The organism is Kitasatospora sp. NPDC001095, from assembly GCF_053598615.1.
In genome coordinates this window covers 136,883-153,780 of the sequence record NZ_JBSFKQ010000007.1, presented here as the reverse complement: position 1 = coordinate 153,780, position 16,898 = coordinate 136,883, and the positions used below count along the sequence as shown (strand labels likewise).

Below are 16,898 nucleotides of genomic sequence, written 5' to 3'. Positions count from 1 at the left end.
GGTCATTCGCCGCCGTACTTCTTCAATTGGCCGGACGTCGCCGACGGGCGATCTTGACGCTCGCTGCGGACGCTGGCCACGGCCGTGCCGTCGATCTCGCCCGCCGGCACCCAGTTCGGGAGTCGCCGTCCTGGCCCCGCCCAGCTGTCGCTTCTTCCGGGTTCGGCACCTCAGGTCGTGCCCGCCGCGGGTCCGTCGGGTTCGCCGACGGACTGTGAGCGGGGTGAGGTGATGGCCCGCCCCGGCTGGACCGGGCTCCGCCTCAAGGGCAGGACAGCAGCCAGTGGGCAAGGGCGGCGTCGTCGGATGGCTTGTACCGGGGGTGGTGGCGGGCGTCCGGGTCCTGGGCTTCGAAGTCGCGGATGGTGTCGATGACGGCGTCCGGCCCTGCTGTGCGAGAGAGGGCGGCGATCTGTGGCCAGGTGAGGAGCTGGTAGGCGTCGACGGCCTCGGTGATGCCGTCGGTGGCCAGGAGCAGGTCGGTGAGCCCCTCGGCCGGCCAGGTTGCGGCGAAGGCGTTCTGGCCGGCGGCGGGGTCGGCTTCGGCGATCCAATACCCGCCGACGCGGTTGACCTCGGTGTTCTGGAAGTCTCGCAGTTCGCGCAGGATTTCGCGGTGCTGCTCGTCGAAGCCGTGGCCGGCGCGGAGCCGGGACCGATAGAGGGCCGCCTGGGGCTGGGCGTCGACGAGGTGCGCGAGACGGTCGTCCCGGAGCTGAAGGAGGGTGCCGTCGCGCTGGATGGCGGTGATCGGGCTGTCGCCGAGGACGGCGACGTCGATCTGGTGGTCTGCGAGGCGGGCGACGGCGACGGTCGCGGCCGGCGAGCGCCCGGGGATCAGGTGATGGTCGCGGGCGAGGCCGCCGATGGCGGCGGTGAGGACCTCGCGAAGATCGGCTCGGGGCATGCGGGTCAGCAGGTTGGCGATCCGCTCGCCGAGGGCGCCGGCGTACCAGCCACCGCGCGGCTGCTCGTCGGTGACGGTGCTGACGCCGTCCAGGACAACCAGGGCGTGGTCAAGCACCACGATCCGATCCTCGGAGGGGCGGTTGTCCTGTCCGGCGCGCTCGCCCGTGCGGACGACGGGCACGGTGGAGGTGGTCGACATAGGGACGTCCTTCGCGGGTGTGGAAGCGGCGGTCGGAGGTCAGGAGGTGTGCAGGGCCGTGGTGATGATGGCCCGGGCGTCGTCGCCGTACACGGCGGACTCGTGGAGCCGGTCGAAGGCGCGGTGGAAGACCTGGACACGGTCGCTGGTGATCGTCTCGCCTCCTCGGTAGCCCTCGACCTCGACGCGGGCGCCGTCGAAGATCCCGAATCCGTCGCCGGGATAGACGGTCAGCCGGGCGCGGGCCGGGATGATGCCGAGGGTGAGGCCGGGCAACGTCAGGGCCTCCAGGAGGTGTTCGAGCTGAGCGCGCATGACCTCGGGGCCACCGATGCCGGTGAGCAGCGCCTGCTCACCGAGCAGGACGTGGAAGCTGCGCCCGGCGGCGCCGAAGTACTGGGCGCGGGCGACGCGCTCGGCGGCACCGGCCTCGATGTCCCGCGGGATGCCGTGCAGGTCGACGACCAGCCGCAGGACCTCCTCGGCGTAGGCGCGGGTCTGCAGATTTCCCCAGACGAGATCGGGGCTGTAGCCGTGGTAGTGCGTGGTCCGCTCGACGAGCCGGCGGAACTCGGCCTGGATCGGCCCGGTCCCCTGCCGGAGAAGACCCGGCCAGTCGACGGCGGCCGGGCCGGCGGCGGTGAGGTCCCGGGTGGGGATGACGGGGTCGGACATGCGTTTCCTCCTGGGGACACGTGAAGCCCGGTGGACGGGTCGTCCTGCCCGGCGCGTGCGTGCCCGGGCGGAAACAGCGAACGCGGGTGTCAGCGAGCTTGCTGCGACGGCTGAGCGTCGTCGGGGCCACCAGCGAGGGGGATGGCCGCGACCGGCTCCCAGGACAGCTCCCAGGCCAACTCGCCACCCGGACGCGAGACCTGCTGGAACGTCACGTCGAGCAGCTGGAGCGCGCCGAAGCGAACGGGGACGTGGCTGGGCGAGATCCCCCGCAGGGCCGTCTGCAGCGCGTCGGAGGACGCCTCGGCCCAGGCGTAGCCGAGCGAGATGTGGTGCCGGCCGCCGTCGTGGAGCAGCGCGCCGGGCCCGCGGACCTCGCGGATCGCGTCGCGTACCCGCTCGCGCAGGTCGACCAGCCTCTCGTCGGGCGAGAGGTCCAGGAATGCCCCGACCCGGTTGGCGATCGGAGAGCCGGCCGTGACCTCCAGCGGGCCGGTGAAGGCCAGGTGCGTGTGCAGGGCGGCGACGAGGTTGTCGCACTCCTCCGGGGTGATCTTGTCGGCGGTGGTGTCGGCGACCATCTCGATGGTGCAGTGCAGCGTGCCGTCGCCGACCAGGGTGATCGGGTAGGGGCTCATTGCGCCGCGGCACTCGCTGACCAGCCGGGCCAGGGGCAGGTCGGCCTGCAGGTTCGGAACGGCGTAGACGTGCAGGACGCGGGCGCCGTCGGGCCACGGCGCGCCCTGGAATTTCGGAACGAACTTCTCCACGATCGCTTCTCCGTCACGTTGGTGCGGCGGCCGTTCCGCGTGGGGCGGCGCGGCCTCGCCGCTGCTGGTCAGGACTGGCCGAGGTGCAGCTGGTGGACGCGCTCGAAGGTGTAGCGGGGGACCGGAGTGGGATGCTGGCGTTCCCACACCAGCCACACGCTGGAGACGGTGGCGTTGGTGCGGATTCCCGGCCGGATCCGGCGGCCGATGTCGGAGGCGAGGCGGTCCGAGCGGGCGGCGAGTTCGGGGGTGTCGGTGTCCTGGATTAACGGTGGAGTCGGGTATCGCAACTCGGTGAATAGCTCAAGGTCCGGGGCGCTCTTGCCCCACGCCCAGGGATCGGACCAGGCGCCCGGCTCTGAACGTGATTTCCGCGTCACCCAGTGCTCCCTATGCGGTCCCACCCATCAGGCCGCCCTGGCGCCCAACTGCCACGGCTGCGGCGCCGTGTTCATCCGCCCGGCAGATAGCACCCGCATCGCCTGCAGCCGACGGTGCCACGCGAGAAGCACCCGCGCGGCACCGGCCGAGCTGGCCCTCTACGAGAACCCCAACGCCGTCGAGGACGACACCCCTTGTCCTGCCGCACTGCAATTGGCGGATTCTCACTCGGTCTCATCCGACGTGTCGGCTTCTCACCGCGTCGCGCCCTGATGGGGGTCCGGCCGATCGCGGCCGTCAACGAGCAGGCCGCCACGCTCAGTCAGGAGAGCAGGTCGATATCCCCGGACCAGTCGTGCATGACAGTGATCTGGTGGTCGACGTCGCTGTAGGGCTGAGCGCCGCTCGGGTCCGCGCCGGCGGGGGCGACGGTGAGGGAGGAGACGTTGTTGTTGAGGCCGTCGTCGATCAGGGACGGGTCGTCGGCGGTGAAGGTCTTGCTGGTGCCGGTGAAGTCGTGCCGGGTGTAGAGGATGACCTGGTATCCGGGGGCGACCTTGAGGGAGCTGATGGCGTTGTCGGGCACGTCGTTGTTCGGGTCGTCGTCGGCGTTGAGGGCCGCCAGGCTGTAGGAGCCGACGTCCAGGCTCAGACTCGCGCCGCCGTAGTCGGCTTCGGTGAACACCTCGGCGGCACCAGTGGTGGGGGGCATGTGAATCTCCTCAAGGAATGAGAGCGTGACGGGCATGGGGCTGTTCCGGCGAGTGCCGCTCAGGCTGATCCTGCGGGCCGTCAGGCCTGCGGACGGATCCTCGCGGAGGAGGGGGTCACCGGCTGACGGTGAGCGGCGCCCCGGTGTCGTTGATGTAGGTCCACTGGATCTGGCCGTCAGTAGAGGCAGGGGTGCAGGTCTTCGACCCGAACGGAGCGATCATGAAAGGCTCGATGGACTTGCCGCCGCCGACCGTGAGGTCGGCGACGGTCACGTAGTACGCGGACGGGTTGGACACGGTCAGTTCCCGGCCCGACCACGACATCTGAAGGTCCTGCGCCGCCTTCGCGCTCTGGGACGCTCCGTCGGCGGCGAGCGGCGTGGGGCGGTAGAACAGCTTGAACCGGGTCTGCAGCGCGATCTGCAGGGTGTTGGGCTTGGTTGACTTGGGCGGGATCTCCCGGATGTTGAAGTAGTAGAGGGTCTCGCGGTCCCGGGGAAGCTGGGCGGTGGCGGGTGTGGCCTGGACCTTGATCTGGCTCTTGGTGCCCGGCTCGACCCGCTGCAGCGGGGGCAGCACCATCAGCGGGCTACTGATCTTCTTGCCGTTGTCGTCCTCCAGCCATCCCTGCACCAGGTAGGGCAGTTCCTTGTTCTCGTTGCTGATGTTCAGCCACAGCGGCCTGTTGCCGCCGTCGAAGATCACCCTGGTGCGGTCGAGTGCAATGGCCATGCGCGCCTCCTGAGTCCCGAGCCGGAGCGGGTCTCCGGCCGCCAGCTTGCCGTGATCACGAAAGCACCGATCGGGCGTGCACATGTCCCGTTTCGCTCTCGGCGATCCCTCCGAATCCGTACAGGGCCCCTGCTCCGTCAACGAGACGAAGCCCCACGGCAGCTTGCCGTGGGGCTTCGTCTCGTTGACGGCCGCGATCGGCCGGACCCCATCAGGGCGCGACGCGGCGAGAAGCCGACACGTCGGGTGAGATCGAGTGAGAATCCGCCAACTGCAGTGCGACAGGACACCCCTGAACCGAACGGTCAAACTTCCCTACGTTGTTGCACGGGTCCGGGCCAGCCCTTCGTATGGTTGGCCCCTCACGCAACCGCACCACCAAGAGCGCCCCTGGCCACCCGGTCTGGGGCGTTCGCGCATTGCCGGAGAAGCCCGTCACGGACACCTACGCCACGCATCACCCCAGCTCGCGACCAACACGGACAGGCCAACGTTCGGAAAAGGTGCCAGAGCTCGTCCGGCCCACGCCTCACTGGGAAGCCGGGGTGCTCACACTGCGCAAGGACGGAAAGGTGGGCGGCCTCCTTCATCCCGACTTCACCACGGATGATGAGCTGCTCGCGACCGCGCTCGAAGACTTCCGCCAGACGCTCGGCCGACATGGCGGGAGCCCCGGGCCGAGCCGCGACCACACCACCTGACGGTGGGGACCGACCGGCCCCATGCGAGGGCCTCGTCGGCTTCCGCGAGATGGCCCGTACGGCCGCTGACGACATGTCATGATCGCTACGCACCGACCCTTGGGGCCGTGTTGCCAGCGATCACATGACAGACGGAGCCGGCCATGGCAGCCGGTGGTGGGAGAGAGAACTGCGCATGAGCGAGCGGTTCTGGTTCAGGAGTCAGGCCATGCAGGCGGCGAAGACGGCGGAGAAGGATGCCGTGGCCATGTTGGGTGAGGGAGCCGACTTGTCGACGGTCGAGATGGATGCCCTGCCGGTCGCCTACGGCAAGTCGTTCGAACCGTCCGAGGACCTGTTCCCCGTCCAGCAGTGGAAGGACTTCTTCAAGGACGGCGATGACACCGGCATGAACTACTGGGCGGTCAGGGTCAACCTGCCCGCGGGCACCGAAGGGTTCAACCCGGCCTACCTGACGCTGAACACCGTCACCTACCGGCTCACGCCGCAGTTCCCCACGGACGACGCCCGCTACCTGGTCTATACCACCAAGGGCTGAGCGGGCACCGCGCCGACGGCGGACACCCCGCACGGGAGTCTGCCGTCGGGGTGAGTCCGCCATGCGCTACATCGCCGCCGCTCACATGGGGCGTACCGCCAGGCTGTCGCGGCAATCGGCCGTGCCGACTAGATCCTGTCTGACAAATGAACACTTGGTGGGTTCTCGGAGTCAGAGGATCAGCGAGGGCAGGACGAGCCCGCGGCTGGGCCGGGTTGAACGAGCCAATACTTCGTGACCTTCACTCGAAAGAGTGAAGGTCACACTTGCTGGCCACCCCAAAGGCAGCAGGGATGCTGGGCTTGCCGCATGAGAGTGCAGACCGAGCCCGGCATCTGTTCGGGCGCATGGGTATAACGTGAACTCCCCCGCCGTCGTGCTGCCGCCGGTCGGTCTATCCGTGCTGGTCGGTCAGATCGGGGCCGTCCTGGCCGAGTTCGTGGACGGCAAGGCCCGCAGCGCGGCCACGCACGGATTCCCGGCCGAGATCACCGAGACCCTCCGTGGCCTCCTTTTCGCCGGCGGGAAGCGGCTCCGGCCCCAACTGTGTGTCCTCGGGTGGCAGGCCGCGGGCGGGGCCTGGCCCGCTCCCGCCCCGGTCGTGCGGGCAGCGGCTTCCTTGGAGATGTTCCACGCCTTCGCCCTCCTCCACGACGACGTCATGGACGACTCCGACAGCCGCCGCGGCAGACCGACGGCTCACAGGTCCCTCGCCGCGCACCACGCCGGACGGGCGGACGCGGACCGGCTCGGTGTCAACACCGCGATCCTCCTGGGAGACCTCGCACACGCCTGGTCCGACGAGCTCCTGAACACCGCGGGCCTGACCCCTGCCCAACTCACCGCCGCCCACGAGGTCGTGGGCGTGATGCGTACCGAGCTGATGTACGGGCAGTACCTGGACCTGTGCGCCACCGGGCAGCCTTCCGACGACGTGCAGGGCGCGTTGCGCACGGCCCGGTACAAGACCGGGAAGTACACCGTGGAGCGGCCCCTGCACCTGGGCGCCGCCCTCGCCGGCGCCGGGCCCCGGCTCCGGGCCGCGCTGAGCGCGTACGCGCTGCCGCTGGGGGAGGCGTTCCAGCTGCGGGACGACCTGCTGGGTGTCTTCGGCGATCCGGCGGCCACCGGCAAGCCCCACCTGGACGACCTGCGCGACGGCAAGCACACCGTCCTGCTCGCCCTGGCCGCCCGGCGCGCCGACTGCGCCCAGCGCGAGCTGCTGGGCCTCCTGGTGGGCCGGCGCGGCCTGGAGGCCGCCGATGCCGCCCGGATCCGCGAGGTGCTGGAGAGCACCGGTGCCCGCAGCACCGTGGAAGCCATGATCGCCGACCGGTACCGGCAGGCCCGTGCCCTGCTGGACAGCGGCGCCCTCCCACCTGCCGTGGTTGTTGCCCTGCGCCACGTCGCGGACCTGAGCGTGGAGCGCACCTCATGACCCCCACCCCGCCGGAGTGTCACGTGAGCGGACCCGCTGACCTCCCCGCCGACCCCACGCCCCCTCCGCAAAGGTGCCCCATGACGAAACCGCCAGCAGGGTCGACCACCGGGACCGCGCAGGTGACCGGTGCGATCCCCAGGGCCGCCGGGGGGCTTCCCCTGCTGGGCCACACCGTTCCGCTGTTGCGAGACCCCTTGCGGTTCTTCACCGGCCTGCCGGCGCAGGGAGACCTCGTGCAGATCCGCCTCGGCCCACTGCGCGCCTTCGTGGTCTGCGACGCGGCCCTGACCGCCCAGCTCCTGCGCGAGGACCAGAGCTTCGACAAGGGCGGACCGTTCTACGACCGGGCCCGGGAAGTCGCCGGGAACGGCCTGGTCTCCTGCCCGCACAGCGAACACCGCCGCCAGCGGCGCCTGCTCCAGCCCGCCTTCCACCCCACCCGGCTCCCCGGCTACGCCCAAGCCGCCACCGCCCAGAGCGCGGCGATGACCGGAGCTTGGCAGGACGGACAGAGCCTCGACGTTCTCGCCGCCATGCAAGACCTCACGGCCAAGGTCACCATCGGCACCCTCTTCTCGAGCACACCGCCGCCGGACGTCCTCGCCCAAGCCCTCGGCCACCTCAACACCCTGCTCAGGACGGTGACCGGGCGGATGCTGACACCGCCCCCGCTGGACCGCCTGCCCACCCCCGGAAACCGCCGCTACCACCAGGCACGCTCCGCCCTGCCCAGCGTCTTCGAGCACATCGTCACCGACCGCCAGGACGCCGCCACCGACCACGGAGACCTGGTGTCCATGCTCCTGACGGCCTACGACCCCGATTCCGGCCCCGGCGATCAACGCCTGGCAGACGCCGAGATCATCGACCAGATCATCACCTTCTTCCTCGTCGGGACCGAGACATCCGCAACCGCCCTCGCGTGGGCACTGCACCTGCTCGCACAGCACCCCGAGATCGAGAAGCAGCTGCACGCCGAGGTGGACACCGTCCTCGGAGGCCGCCCGGCCACCCACGCCGACCTGCCCCACCTGGAGCTGACGGCCCGCGTCATCACCGAGACGCTGCGCCTGTGGCCGCCCGCCTGGTTCTTCACCCGCACCTGCGCCGCCGACGCCCGCCTGGGCCGGCACCAGGTCCGCGCCGGGACGATCCTCCTCTACAGCCCCTTCCTCCTGCACCGCCAAGCCGACCTGTATCCCGACCCCGGCCGCTTCGACCCCGAACGGTGGACAGCCGGCCAGCCCCGCCGGGAGACGTTCATCCCCTTCGGCGCGGGGCCCCGCAAGTGCATCGGCGACAGGTTCGCCACCATCGTGACCACCCTCGCCCTGGCCACCATCACCACCCGCTGGCGCCTGCAACCCCTCCCTGGTGCACGCGTGCGCCCCACCGTCAGCGGCCCCGTCCTGGCCCCGAAGGGGCTGCGGATGCGCGCCACCGCCCGCACCACGCGGCCCGCCTAGCAGGCGGCCGGTGTGAGCCGGCTGACGCCGCGACGCACCGAGGCCGTCCGCCGCGCCGGCCGGTGGCCTCCGGCTCCCCGCTGCCCTGCCCCCGTCATCCACGCCCGCGAACCCCTGCCCGGAAGGCCCCCATGAGCCGCGACCTGGTCATGCCGACTCTGAACTGCCCCTTCCCGCGCCGCGAGCACCCCGGCGCGGCCGATGCCGAGAAGGCGGCGCTGGCCTGGCTGACCACCCGTGGCATTCCGGTGGGCTCCAGTCAGCTCGGCGTGCATCTCGCGTCCCTGTTCGGCGCCTTCGCCGCCATGACCTACCCCGACGTCGCCCCCGACCGGCTGGCCCTGGCGGCCAAATGGCTGGGCTGGCTGTTCGTCTTCGACGACCTCCATCTCGACGAGAACCCCGGGGCGGTCAACGCCACCGCGATGGCCAACGTGATGATCCCCACGCTGGCCGTCCTCACCCCACCCCACATCCCCCCGACCCAGGCCGCCGCACGGGGCCCAGAACGCGACCCGCTCTCGCGCGCTCTGCAGGAGCTGCTGGAGGAGTTCGCGCGGTGCGGCACACCCACACAGATGCGGCGCCTGACCGACGACCTGGCCCTCGCCCTGTTCTCCGCGCACCTGGAAGCCGGCGCCTGGACCGCGGCCCGCCGCGTGCCCGACCTGGCCGAATACCGCATCACACGGCAGCACAGCGGGGCCGTCTTCCCCTGCCTGACCCTGATCGACATCCTCTCCGGCTACGAAGTCCCCTCCCACGAGTTCCACCACCCCCAGGTCCAGGCCCTGCGCGGCAGCGCGAGCAACGTCATCACCTGGTCCAACGACCTCTTCTCGTCCGTCAAGGAAGCCCGGCGCAGCGAGTTCGCCATCAACCTTCCCACCGTCCTCAGGCACCACGGCCACTCCGCCCAGGAAGCCCTCGACCACACCGCGCGCCTGCACAACGAGGAGGTCGACACCTACCTGGAGCTGGAGGCCCAGGCCCTGAACTGGGCCTCACCCGAGCTCCGCCGCTACCTCGACGGGCTCCGGGCGTGGATGCAGGGCAACCACTACTGGTCCCTGGAATCCGGCCGCTACGACCTCACCGCCACACAGGTCGCCGAACTCCTCGGACGGCCACAGACGATTCTCGAGGGGCCGCCACACCACGCCTGAGCCAGGCGTCCTCGTCCTCGAACCCCGCAGACCCATCGGGCCACGCGATCGACACCCAGCTCCAGACCGACACGAACCTCGCCACACTGTCTTCTCGCTGGGGCCGATGAACCCGACAGACCAGATACTCTCCGTATCTGATTGGCTACAGCGGAGGCGCGGCAGTCGCGTCTCGTGACACAGGAGGCACATGATGACGACGTCCGAGGACGAGCGGACCAACCCCGCGACCCTGCTGGGCTTCAAGGCCGGTCAGGTCGTCCAGGAGATCGGGTACGACGACGACTGTGACCAGGGCCTCCGCGAGGGCATCGCCTCGCTCACCGGCAAGGACCTGGTCGACGAGGACTACGAAGGCACCGTCGACGCGGTACTGCTGTGGTTCCGCGACGGGGATGGCGACCTCTACGACGCACTGGTCGGCGCGGCCAACATGTTCGAAAGCGGCGGTGACATCTGGCTCTGCACCCCTGAGAGCGGCCGGGACACTCACATCGAACCCGGCGACATCGACGACGCCGCGACGACCGCAGGCCTCTCCCTGACCAAGTCCATCAGCGTCACCCGCGACTGGACCGGCACCCGCATGATCGCACCCAAGCGGTAGGCACCCCCGCTCGCGGAATGGCCCCACCCGCGAGCCGCCGCGGTAGGCCAACCGGCAGCCCGCCCCTGCCGAGGAGCGGCCTGGTCCTGCCTCTGCGGCGGCAGACACCCGTTGCGGGGTGCCTGCCGCCGGCGTGAGCGGCGCTCAGCTCGTGGCGAAGTAGACCATGTAGCGGGTGCTGACCGTGGGGAACTGCGGGGAGAGCCGCCAGGTGGTGCTGTCGAGCACCAGGTAGGCCGGGTTGAACGGCGTGGTGCCTGCGGGCAGGTTGACCTTGACCGCCCAGTAGCGCGTGCCGTTGTCATCCGCATCCACGAGGAACTGCTTCCACTCCTGGGCGGGGAACATGTCCTCGGACGGCTCGAACCATTCGCCGTAGCCGACCGGCAGGGCGTCCATCTCGACCGTCCAGAAGCCCGCCTTCTCTCCCAGGGTGGCCACGGCGTTCTTCTCCGCCGCCTGGGCCCCTGCGGGGTCCGGACTCTTGAACCAGTATCGCTCGCTCATGCGTACTTCTCCCTGCCGGCGGTTCGGGTCTGCCAGGGCCGGCTCCATCTGGCGTGTGATCGCGGGCGGCACGGGCCCGGAGACCGGCGTGCCGCAGTGATCATGACATGTCGTCAGCAACCGCACGGGCCATCTCGCAGAAGTCAGTACAGCTCCTCCACGGGGCAGTTCACAGTCCCCGGGTGGAGTCCCTCCAACTCCTCCACCGGCCCTGCTCCCAGTCGAGCGCGGTCAGGCCGCATCGGCACCCGCTGATTCGCAGTCGCAGCTCAGAAGCTGCCGTATCCGCCGGGCCCGATCGCCCCGGTGCCGTACTGGGTCGGCGCGCCGCCACCGGTGCTGCTCATTGCCACATTGTTGTCGTAGCCGGTCCCCACGGCGCCGGAGTGCGTGACCTCCTGGCCGAAGTTGCCGGCCGTGCCGCTGTGGACTTCGTTGTCCACGTCGGCGGCGCCGCTGCCGTACCCCGTCTGGGAGGTGCCGCCCCAGGCCGCGGCACCGTAGGGAGCGGCGGCAGGGGTCGCGCTCTCGGCATGCGCGGACCCCACGCCGACGCCTGTCAGGCCGACGGTCAACAGCACCGCGCCGGCAACGGTTCGAGATCGCATCTTCAGCTCCTCATGATGGGTGATCTTGACCTGATCAACGACCGGGCGGAGCGCGGGTTGCTCTGCCGACTCGGATCGCCTTAAGTGATCTTGTGGCTGGTCGAGGTGAGTTGCCAGATGCGGCGTGGGAGCGGATAGCGCCCTTGTTGCCGCAGGTGGACGGGCGTGGGCGTCCGTGGCGTGACCACCGGCAGGTGGTCAACGGGGTGCTGTGGCGGCTGCGGACGGGTGCGCCGTGGCGTGACCTGCCCGAGCGGTACGGGCCGTGGCAGACCGTCTATGAGCGTTTCTCCCGTTGGGAGTTGGACGGTACGTGGGCGAGGTTGCTGGAGCACGTGCAGGTGCGTGACGACGCGGTGGGCCGGGTGGAGTGGAGCGTGTCGGTCGACTCCACGATCAACCGGGCCCACCAGCAGGCCGCCGGGGCCCGCAAAAAGGGGACGCAGACGGGGACGAACTGGAAGATCCGGGCCGCTCGCAGGCGCGCCAGGCCCTCGGCCGGTCCCGAGGCGGGCTGACCACGAAGGTCCATCTGGCTGTCGATGGCAGGGGCCTGCCGCTGTCGATCGTGCTCACCCCGGGCAACACCAACGACGCCACTGCCTTCGCCCAGGTCCTGGACGGCATCCGCATCCCGCGCCCCGGAGCGGGCCGGCCGCGCACGACACCGGAGCGCGTCCTGGGCGACAAGGCCTACTCGAGCAGGTCAATCCGCCACTGCTGCGGCGCCGGGGCATCGCCGCCACCATCCCGGAACGCCGCGACCAGGCCGCAAACCGCAAACGGCGCGGAGCCGCCGGAGGCAGACCACCGGGTTTCGACCGCACCGCCTACCGCGACCGCAACGTGGTCCCGCTTCGACAAGCTCGCCGACCGCTACCACGCCGGACTCGTCCTCGCCTCACTGATCCTCTGGCTCCGAGGACCCACCAAGTGATCATTTGTCAGACAGGCTCTAGCGGCAGACGGCGGGCTCCCGCTGCAGGTTAGCGGGAGCCGCCGATGGTCAGGAAACGGCGAGGATCACCGGCGGCAGCATTTCCGCCTTGCCGTCCGAGTCCCAACTCACCAGGGTGGCCGAAGCGAGTTCGCTTCCGGCCGGCCGAGACTCGTACGCCAGCTGCAGCGCCGCCACGGCCGTGACCTCGCCGCTGCGCACGGACGTGTCGAGCATGTCCTTCGTCCGGTTGAACACGATGACCTGGCGGGCCAGGTGGCGGGTGGTGACCGCGAAACCATAGCCGGTGTCGGTGACCGGGTCGGGACGGCCGACCCAGGCGCCGACGGCCTCGAACGGCGGCGTGCCGTCCAGGGCGCTGGCCCGCTGGCCGTAGTCGAAGACCAGGTGAGCGAGGAAGTCGTCCGCCGCAGGCTCGGCTGCGGACAGCATCAAAGGCGCGACGGAGGGCGTGCGGTTCATCTGGTCGACGCGGACCAGGTACCGCTGCGCCGAGGCGTTCGTCTCCGCGCCGCCCGGCTCGCCGGCCCACCGGTACACGATGTGCTCGCCGCGGGCGCTGACGCTTTCCTGGATGAGCCAGAGGGCGACTCGGGTCGCGTCCGTAGGGTCGCTGATCCGGCCGGCTGCGGTGCAGCCCAGCACGTGCAGGGTCCCGTCGGGCGCGTAGAGGATCCAGAAGGAGGTCTTGTCCTCACGCACCCAGTGTTCCCAGCGATCCGTACTGCTGCGGGTCGCCCACGTGGTCACGGCGTAGGTCGGCCCGTCCTCGGTGCCGAAGGGGACACGCGAGGCCGAGCGCGGTTCATCTCCCGTGGGCGTCAATTGACCGGCCGGGGTGATCAGGTCGTCGGTGTCATCGAAGTTCGGTGCGCGGCCCGGGGTCGCACGGGACACGTCTCGAATCTGCTCCAGGCGCCACCGAAGGCCGAACGGCCCGTTGCCCTGAGCCCCTTCCTGCAACGAAAGGCCCAGGCCGAAGGCTCCTCCACCTGTCGAAGGCAACATGATCTGACGCTCCGCCAGGCTGTCGGGGCCGCCGACCGGCAGCCCGCTCGGTGGCATGAAGAACGACTCGGACATGGTTCCCTCTCCGAAGTGCTTCCGTGTACTTGCCGCGATCATCACAGGGCCGGCGCCACCCTGGCGGGAAGACGGCCGGCGCGGGGAGAGCGGTCAGAGGCGCTTGAAGACGCGGGTGGCGGTGACGCCCTTGGCGCTGTAGGTCGCGGTCATCTCGGCCTCGCCGTAGGTACGGATCGTCGTGCTGGACTCGCCGCCGATCTTCTGGACCTGGATGAGCTTGTTGCCGTCCCTGGTGAAGGACGTCTTCGAGGCCCGGCCGTCCACCGTCGTCTCGTCGAACTCCACGCCGAGGGAGAAGGTCATCGTCTGGTTCTTGAGCGCGGTGGAGATGAGCAGCGTGTGCTGGTAGCCGTCAAGGGTGAGTTCCTCGGTGGGGACGGCCTTCTCCGCCAGGTTCCGCTGGATCATGCCGACTCCCACGGCCTTCAGGTACTCGCCGTAGTTGTCACTGCTGGTCATCTCCCACTTACCCAACATGGTCATACGAACCCTCCCGCTGTCCTGCGTCTTACGCCCGGCGCGTCCTACGCCGTGTTGATCACACGCTACTGAAAGAGATCCCCGCATGGGGCGTGATCTTGGAAACCCCCGGTGGCGGGCATCGACGTGACGTGCAGCTGCGGGTTGGCGGTCCAAGCGGCTGGTCCTGCGGCTCGCCGGGCCTGCCGCGGACACCCCCGTCCTGCGGCGCACGCCGGTGGCTTTCGGCAATCGCCAGTCCGCGCTGTCCTGCGGTCGCTACCGTGCTGTGCCGAGGTCTGACGATGCCAGGAGCAGACGGTGAAGAACTTCTTCGGCCCGAGCCGGATCTGGAAGGGCGCAGGGCCGCGCCCTCACGTTCTCGTGCTGTTGAGCGAGTATCCGGAGGTCCGCGCCTACGCCCGTGCCCACCACGAGCTGCTTTCGGAGTACGCCGGCCGGCTCGGGGTGATCCCCGAGGAGTGGCTGCACTCCACCGTCCAGGGCATCCACCACCCGGTCGACGGCGAGCAGATGGCCGCCCTCCGCAGCCGCCTCGGCGAAGAGCTGGCCGGTATGCAGCCGTTCCGGGTACAGCTGGGTCCGACCTGGCCCGGCGTCACCGCCATCACGGTCGCCGTCTACCCGGAGGATGGGATGGCGGCCTTGAACGAGCGGGTGCGGGCGGCGGCCGAGCGGGTGCCCGGGATCGAGCTGCGTCCCCGCGAGCGGCGGTTCTGGGCGCATGCGTCGATCGGCTATGCCACGGACGACTTCGACGGCGACCGCCTCAACCGCTCGCTGCGCTCGCTGCGCCCTCCGCGGGTCGACATCACCGTCGACCGTGTCCACCTCGTCAACCAATATCAGCATCCGGAGAAGGGGTACTACACCTGGGACGTGGTCGAGGAGTTCCCGCTCGGCTGAGCACCGGTGCGATCCTCGTGGGGCGGCGTCGCGGAGCGTGCGGCCACACTGGCGGCGTAGGTCATCCAGTCGCCCCCGCTGGCCTGGCCAGGCGACGGCAACGGAGACGTGGACGCCGAGCATCTTGGCGAGCAGCCCTGCGGGGACTTGTGAGGCGAGCGTGAACAGGGCGGTGCTGCGGCCCTGCCGTGCCTTGACGCCGAGTCGGGCAAGTCGCCGCTGCAGCTGGGACTCGTGGATCGGCTGGCCGGCCACGCGGCCGGGGAACAGCCAGCTGCTCGTGTGGGAGATGAGCGTGTCGCTCGTGCGGGTCGCGACCAGGTCGAGCATGAGGGCATCGAGGGGTTCGGGCAGCTGGATGGGCCGCTCGCCGAGGTGGAGAAGGACGTGCTGCCCGTCCTGGCGGACGCGGTCGCAGGTCAATTGGCGGATGCTGCTGGTGGTCTGGGCGTACAGGAGCACGAGAAGGCCCGCGACGCGGTCGGCGGTGGCAAGGTCCTGGTCGTGCAGGAGCCGGCGGGCGGTGGCCCAGCGGGCGTCCTCGTCGTGCGGGCCTGCCGGGCCTGGCCACCGGATCGCCCGGGCCACGAGATCCCGCGGGGCGTAGCGGTGGCGTACTGCCCAGCGGATGAAGGCCGAGCACTGCCGCAGGTACGGGGGCTTGGTCGCGGCGTAGCCGTCGAAGTCGGCCTGCGTGCACGTGCCGAGGGTCTTGCCCTGCTTCTCCAGCCGGTGCAGGAACGTTGCGGCCGCGCTCGCGTGGGAGCGGACGTTCTGGAGCTGCTGGTGACTGGCGGGCGAGCCGTCAAGGCGGACGCGGAGGTGCCGCAGCAGGTGCCAGTCGAGGAAGCCGCGCAGGGCTCGCTGGTGCTCGCCGGGCTCGAAGGTGTCGATCGTGGCGTTGATCTCGCGTTCCAGACGGGACAGTCCTTCGTCGCGGAACTCGAGCGCGCCGACGGACACCAGCATCGAGCGGAAGTGGTCGACCGTCTTGCCCGGTGTGATGGCGTCGAGCGCGGCGTGGGTGACGTCAGGGTGCTCGCGGACGAGGGCGGTGATGGTGGCGCGGACGTTCTTCTTGCGCAGCCAGGTGATCGCGTAGTTGGGATGGTCGACCCTGACGAGCCGCTCGCGCAGCCGGTCCAGCTCGGGTGCGATGGTGCCGTCGGTGGCGGTGAACAGCTCCCGCAGGCGGGCGTCGAGGCTGCATCGCGTGCAGGGGGCGGTGGTGAGCTGCCAGGTGGTGTCGCAGGAGCGGCACCGTTTCCAGAAGGATGGGTCGGGGTTGGCGCAGCGGGCGCACAGTGGCTCGTCGAGTGTTCCGGCCCGTACGATGCCGCCCTCGCCGCATCGGCAGCACACGGTCCAGTGGCCTTTGCACAGGTCGCACAGCGGCTGGCCGGTGACGCGGGAGATCGTGCCGCGGCCGAGCCGGCCGCAGATGCCGCAGGTGCGTTCGGGGCGGGGCCGGCACTGCTGGCACACGGGCCCGGCCTCGGTACGGCCGGCGACCCGGCGCCGTACTCCGCAGCCCGAGCAGACCTGCGCGTTGCGTGGGTCGCCGGCCCAGCATGACTGGCACAGGCCGTTGCCGTGCTCGTCCGTGTGGCTGACCGGCTTGGTCTTCGCGCACCGGCTGCACAGGGCGGCGTGCGCCTTCGCGTAGCAGTGTCCGCAGACCCGCTTCCCGCCGAGTGGCGAGCCCAGGGGGCGTAGGCGACCGCATCCCGGGCAGGGCGGCACGATCACGCTCCGGGCGCCAGCTTCGCGCAGCGTCTCGATGAAGCGCAGGACGCCCGGCACCGGAGCCAGCGCACCGTCGCCGGTCAGCAGGGCGGGCCGCTCAAGGACCGCGGCGGCGATCTGCCGGCGTCCGGACGGCCGCCCGTGCGCGAGCGAAAGCGCCCGTTCGACTGTCTCGGCGGACAGCGACGGGTCGATCCCGCGGACCACGGCGGCCAGGGAGAGCGCCGGGTCGTCCCCGACGGGGCAGCGCCGGCAGTGCGGGCGGCCGTCCCGGTCCCGGCCGCGGACCTCCCCCTCGCGGCCGCAGGC

Annotated in this window: 18 protein-coding genes and 1 pseudogene; 9 read left to right on the top strand and 10 right to left on the bottom strand. The window is 70.4% G+C overall.

Annotated elements, in window-relative coordinates; translation table 11 throughout:
- Positions 1-262: 262 nt before the first annotated feature.
- The 6 genes from ACWDBB_RS09530 to ACWDBB_RS09505 all read right to left on the bottom strand — a co-directional run bounded on the left by ACWDBB_RS09530 (position 263) and on the right by ACWDBB_RS09505 (position 4,379).
- Positions 263-1,108, bottom strand: a complete 846-nt coding sequence (locus ACWDBB_RS09530; RefSeq protein WP_449789031.1) for a protein phosphatase 2C domain-containing protein — start codon at positions 1,106-1,108, stop codon at positions 263-265.
- A 39-nt stretch (positions 1,109-1,147) separates the two neighbouring features.
- A complete protein-coding gene (locus tag ACWDBB_RS09525; protein ID WP_449789030.1) occupies positions 1,148-1,783 on the bottom strand; it encodes a DUF5753 domain-containing protein in 636 nt (211 codons plus the stop codon).
- An 89-nt stretch (positions 1,784-1,872) separates the two neighbouring features.
- On the bottom strand, positions 1,873-2,553 hold the full coding sequence (locus ACWDBB_RS09520; protein WP_449789029.1) for a hypothetical protein: 681 nt from the start codon (positions 2,551-2,553) through the stop codon (positions 1,873-1,875).
- A gap of 68 nt (positions 2,554-2,621) precedes the next feature.
- Positions 2,622-2,933, bottom strand: a complete 312-nt coding sequence (locus tag ACWDBB_RS09515; protein WP_449789028.1) for a hypothetical protein — start codon at positions 2,931-2,933, stop codon at positions 2,622-2,624.
- Positions 2,934-3,256: 323 nt separating this feature from the next.
- On the bottom strand, positions 3,257-3,646 hold the full coding sequence (locus ACWDBB_RS09510; protein ID WP_449789027.1) for a hypothetical protein: 390 nt from the start codon (positions 3,644-3,646) through the stop codon (positions 3,257-3,259).
- A 115-nt stretch (positions 3,647-3,761) separates the two neighbouring features.
- Positions 3,762-4,379, bottom strand: coding sequence for a fimbrial biogenesis chaperone (locus tag ACWDBB_RS09505; RefSeq protein WP_449789026.1), 618 nt, complete (start codon positions 4,377-4,379; stop codon positions 3,762-3,764).
- A 545-nt stretch (positions 4,380-4,924) separates the two neighbouring features.
- Here ACWDBB_RS09505 and ACWDBB_RS09500 point away from each other — a divergent pair.
- From ACWDBB_RS09500 to ACWDBB_RS09475, 6 genes are all read left to right on the top strand, one after another.
- Positions 4,925-5,080, top strand: a complete 156-nt coding sequence (locus tag ACWDBB_RS09500; protein WP_449789025.1) for a hypothetical protein — start codon at positions 4,925-4,927, stop codon at positions 5,078-5,080.
- Between the two features lie 175 nt (positions 5,081-5,255).
- Complete coding sequence (locus tag ACWDBB_RS09495) at positions 5,256-5,618, top strand: hypothetical protein (protein ID WP_449789024.1); 363 nt, start codon at positions 5,256-5,258, stop codon at positions 5,616-5,618.
- Positions 5,619-5,976: 358 nt separating this feature from the next.
- Positions 5,977-7,056: a polyprenyl synthetase family protein gene (locus tag ACWDBB_RS09490; RefSeq protein WP_449789023.1), complete on the top strand. Its 1,080-nt coding sequence runs from the start codon at positions 5,977-5,979 to the stop codon at positions 7,054-7,056.
- 80 nt (positions 7,057-7,136) lie between these two features.
- Positions 7,137-8,525, top strand: a complete 1,389-nt coding sequence (locus tag ACWDBB_RS09485; protein WP_449789022.1) for a cytochrome P450 — start codon at positions 7,137-7,139, stop codon at positions 8,523-8,525.
- Positions 8,526-8,656: 131 nt separating this feature from the next.
- Positions 8,657-9,691: a terpene synthase family protein gene (locus ACWDBB_RS09480; protein WP_449789021.1), complete on the top strand. Its 1,035-nt coding sequence runs from the start codon at positions 8,657-8,659 to the stop codon at positions 9,689-9,691.
- 190 nt (positions 9,692-9,881) lie between these two features.
- Positions 9,882-10,298 (top strand): DUF3052 domain-containing protein, encoded by a 417-nt coding sequence (locus tag ACWDBB_RS09475; protein WP_449789020.1) that lies wholly within the window; start codon positions 9,882-9,884, stop codon positions 10,296-10,298.
- Positions 10,299-10,442: 144 nt separating this feature from the next.
- Here ACWDBB_RS09475 and ACWDBB_RS09470 read toward each other — a convergent pair whose 3' ends face one another.
- Both ACWDBB_RS09470 and ACWDBB_RS09465 read right to left on the bottom strand, forming a co-directional pair.
- The gene (locus ACWDBB_RS09470) at positions 10,443-10,805 is read right to left on the bottom strand and encodes a hypothetical protein (RefSeq protein WP_449789019.1); all 363 of its coding nucleotides are present in this window, start codon (positions 10,803-10,805) and stop codon (positions 10,443-10,445) included.
- Between the two features lie 269 nt (positions 10,806-11,074).
- Positions 11,075-11,413 carry a hypothetical protein gene (locus ACWDBB_RS09465; RefSeq protein WP_449789018.1) on the bottom strand — a complete coding sequence of 113 codons (339 nt, stop codon included), beginning with the start codon at positions 11,411-11,413 and terminating at the stop codon, positions 11,075-11,077.
- A 92-nt stretch (positions 11,414-11,505) separates the two neighbouring features.
- On the opposite strand from ACWDBB_RS09465, the pseudogene ACWDBB_RS09460 reads away from it, so the two are divergent.
- A pseudogene (locus tag ACWDBB_RS09460) lies at positions 11,506-12,372 on the top strand (IS5 family transposase).
- A 47-nt stretch (positions 12,373-12,419) separates the two neighbouring features.
- On the opposite strand, the gene ACWDBB_RS09455 reads toward ACWDBB_RS09460, so the two are convergent.
- Together ACWDBB_RS09455 and ACWDBB_RS09450 are read right to left on the bottom strand one after the other, a co-directional pair.
- Positions 12,420-13,454: a SpvB/TcaC N-terminal domain-containing protein gene (locus ACWDBB_RS09455; RefSeq protein WP_449789017.1), complete on the bottom strand. Its 1,035-nt coding sequence runs from the start codon at positions 13,452-13,454 to the stop codon at positions 12,420-12,422.
- Between the two features lie 93 nt (positions 13,455-13,547).
- Entirely contained in the window at positions 13,548-13,940 is a 393-nt protein-coding gene (locus ACWDBB_RS09450) for a lipocalin/fatty-acid binding family protein (RefSeq protein WP_449789016.1), read from the bottom strand.
- Positions 13,941-14,237: 297 nt separating this feature from the next.
- Here ACWDBB_RS09450 and ACWDBB_RS09445 point away from each other — a divergent pair, with 297 nt between their 5' ends.
- Together ACWDBB_RS09445 and ACWDBB_RS09440 are read left to right on the top strand one after the other, a co-directional pair.
- Positions 14,238-14,843, top strand: coding sequence for a 2'-5' RNA ligase family protein (locus ACWDBB_RS09445; protein ID WP_449789015.1), 606 nt, complete (start codon positions 14,238-14,240; stop codon positions 14,841-14,843).
- A gap of 282 nt (positions 14,844-15,125) precedes the next feature.
- On the top strand, positions 15,126-16,418 hold the full coding sequence (locus ACWDBB_RS09440; RefSeq protein ID WP_449789014.1) for a hypothetical protein: 1,293 nt from the start codon (positions 15,126-15,128) through the stop codon (positions 16,416-16,418).
- Positions 16,419-16,898 lie beyond the last annotated feature (480 nt).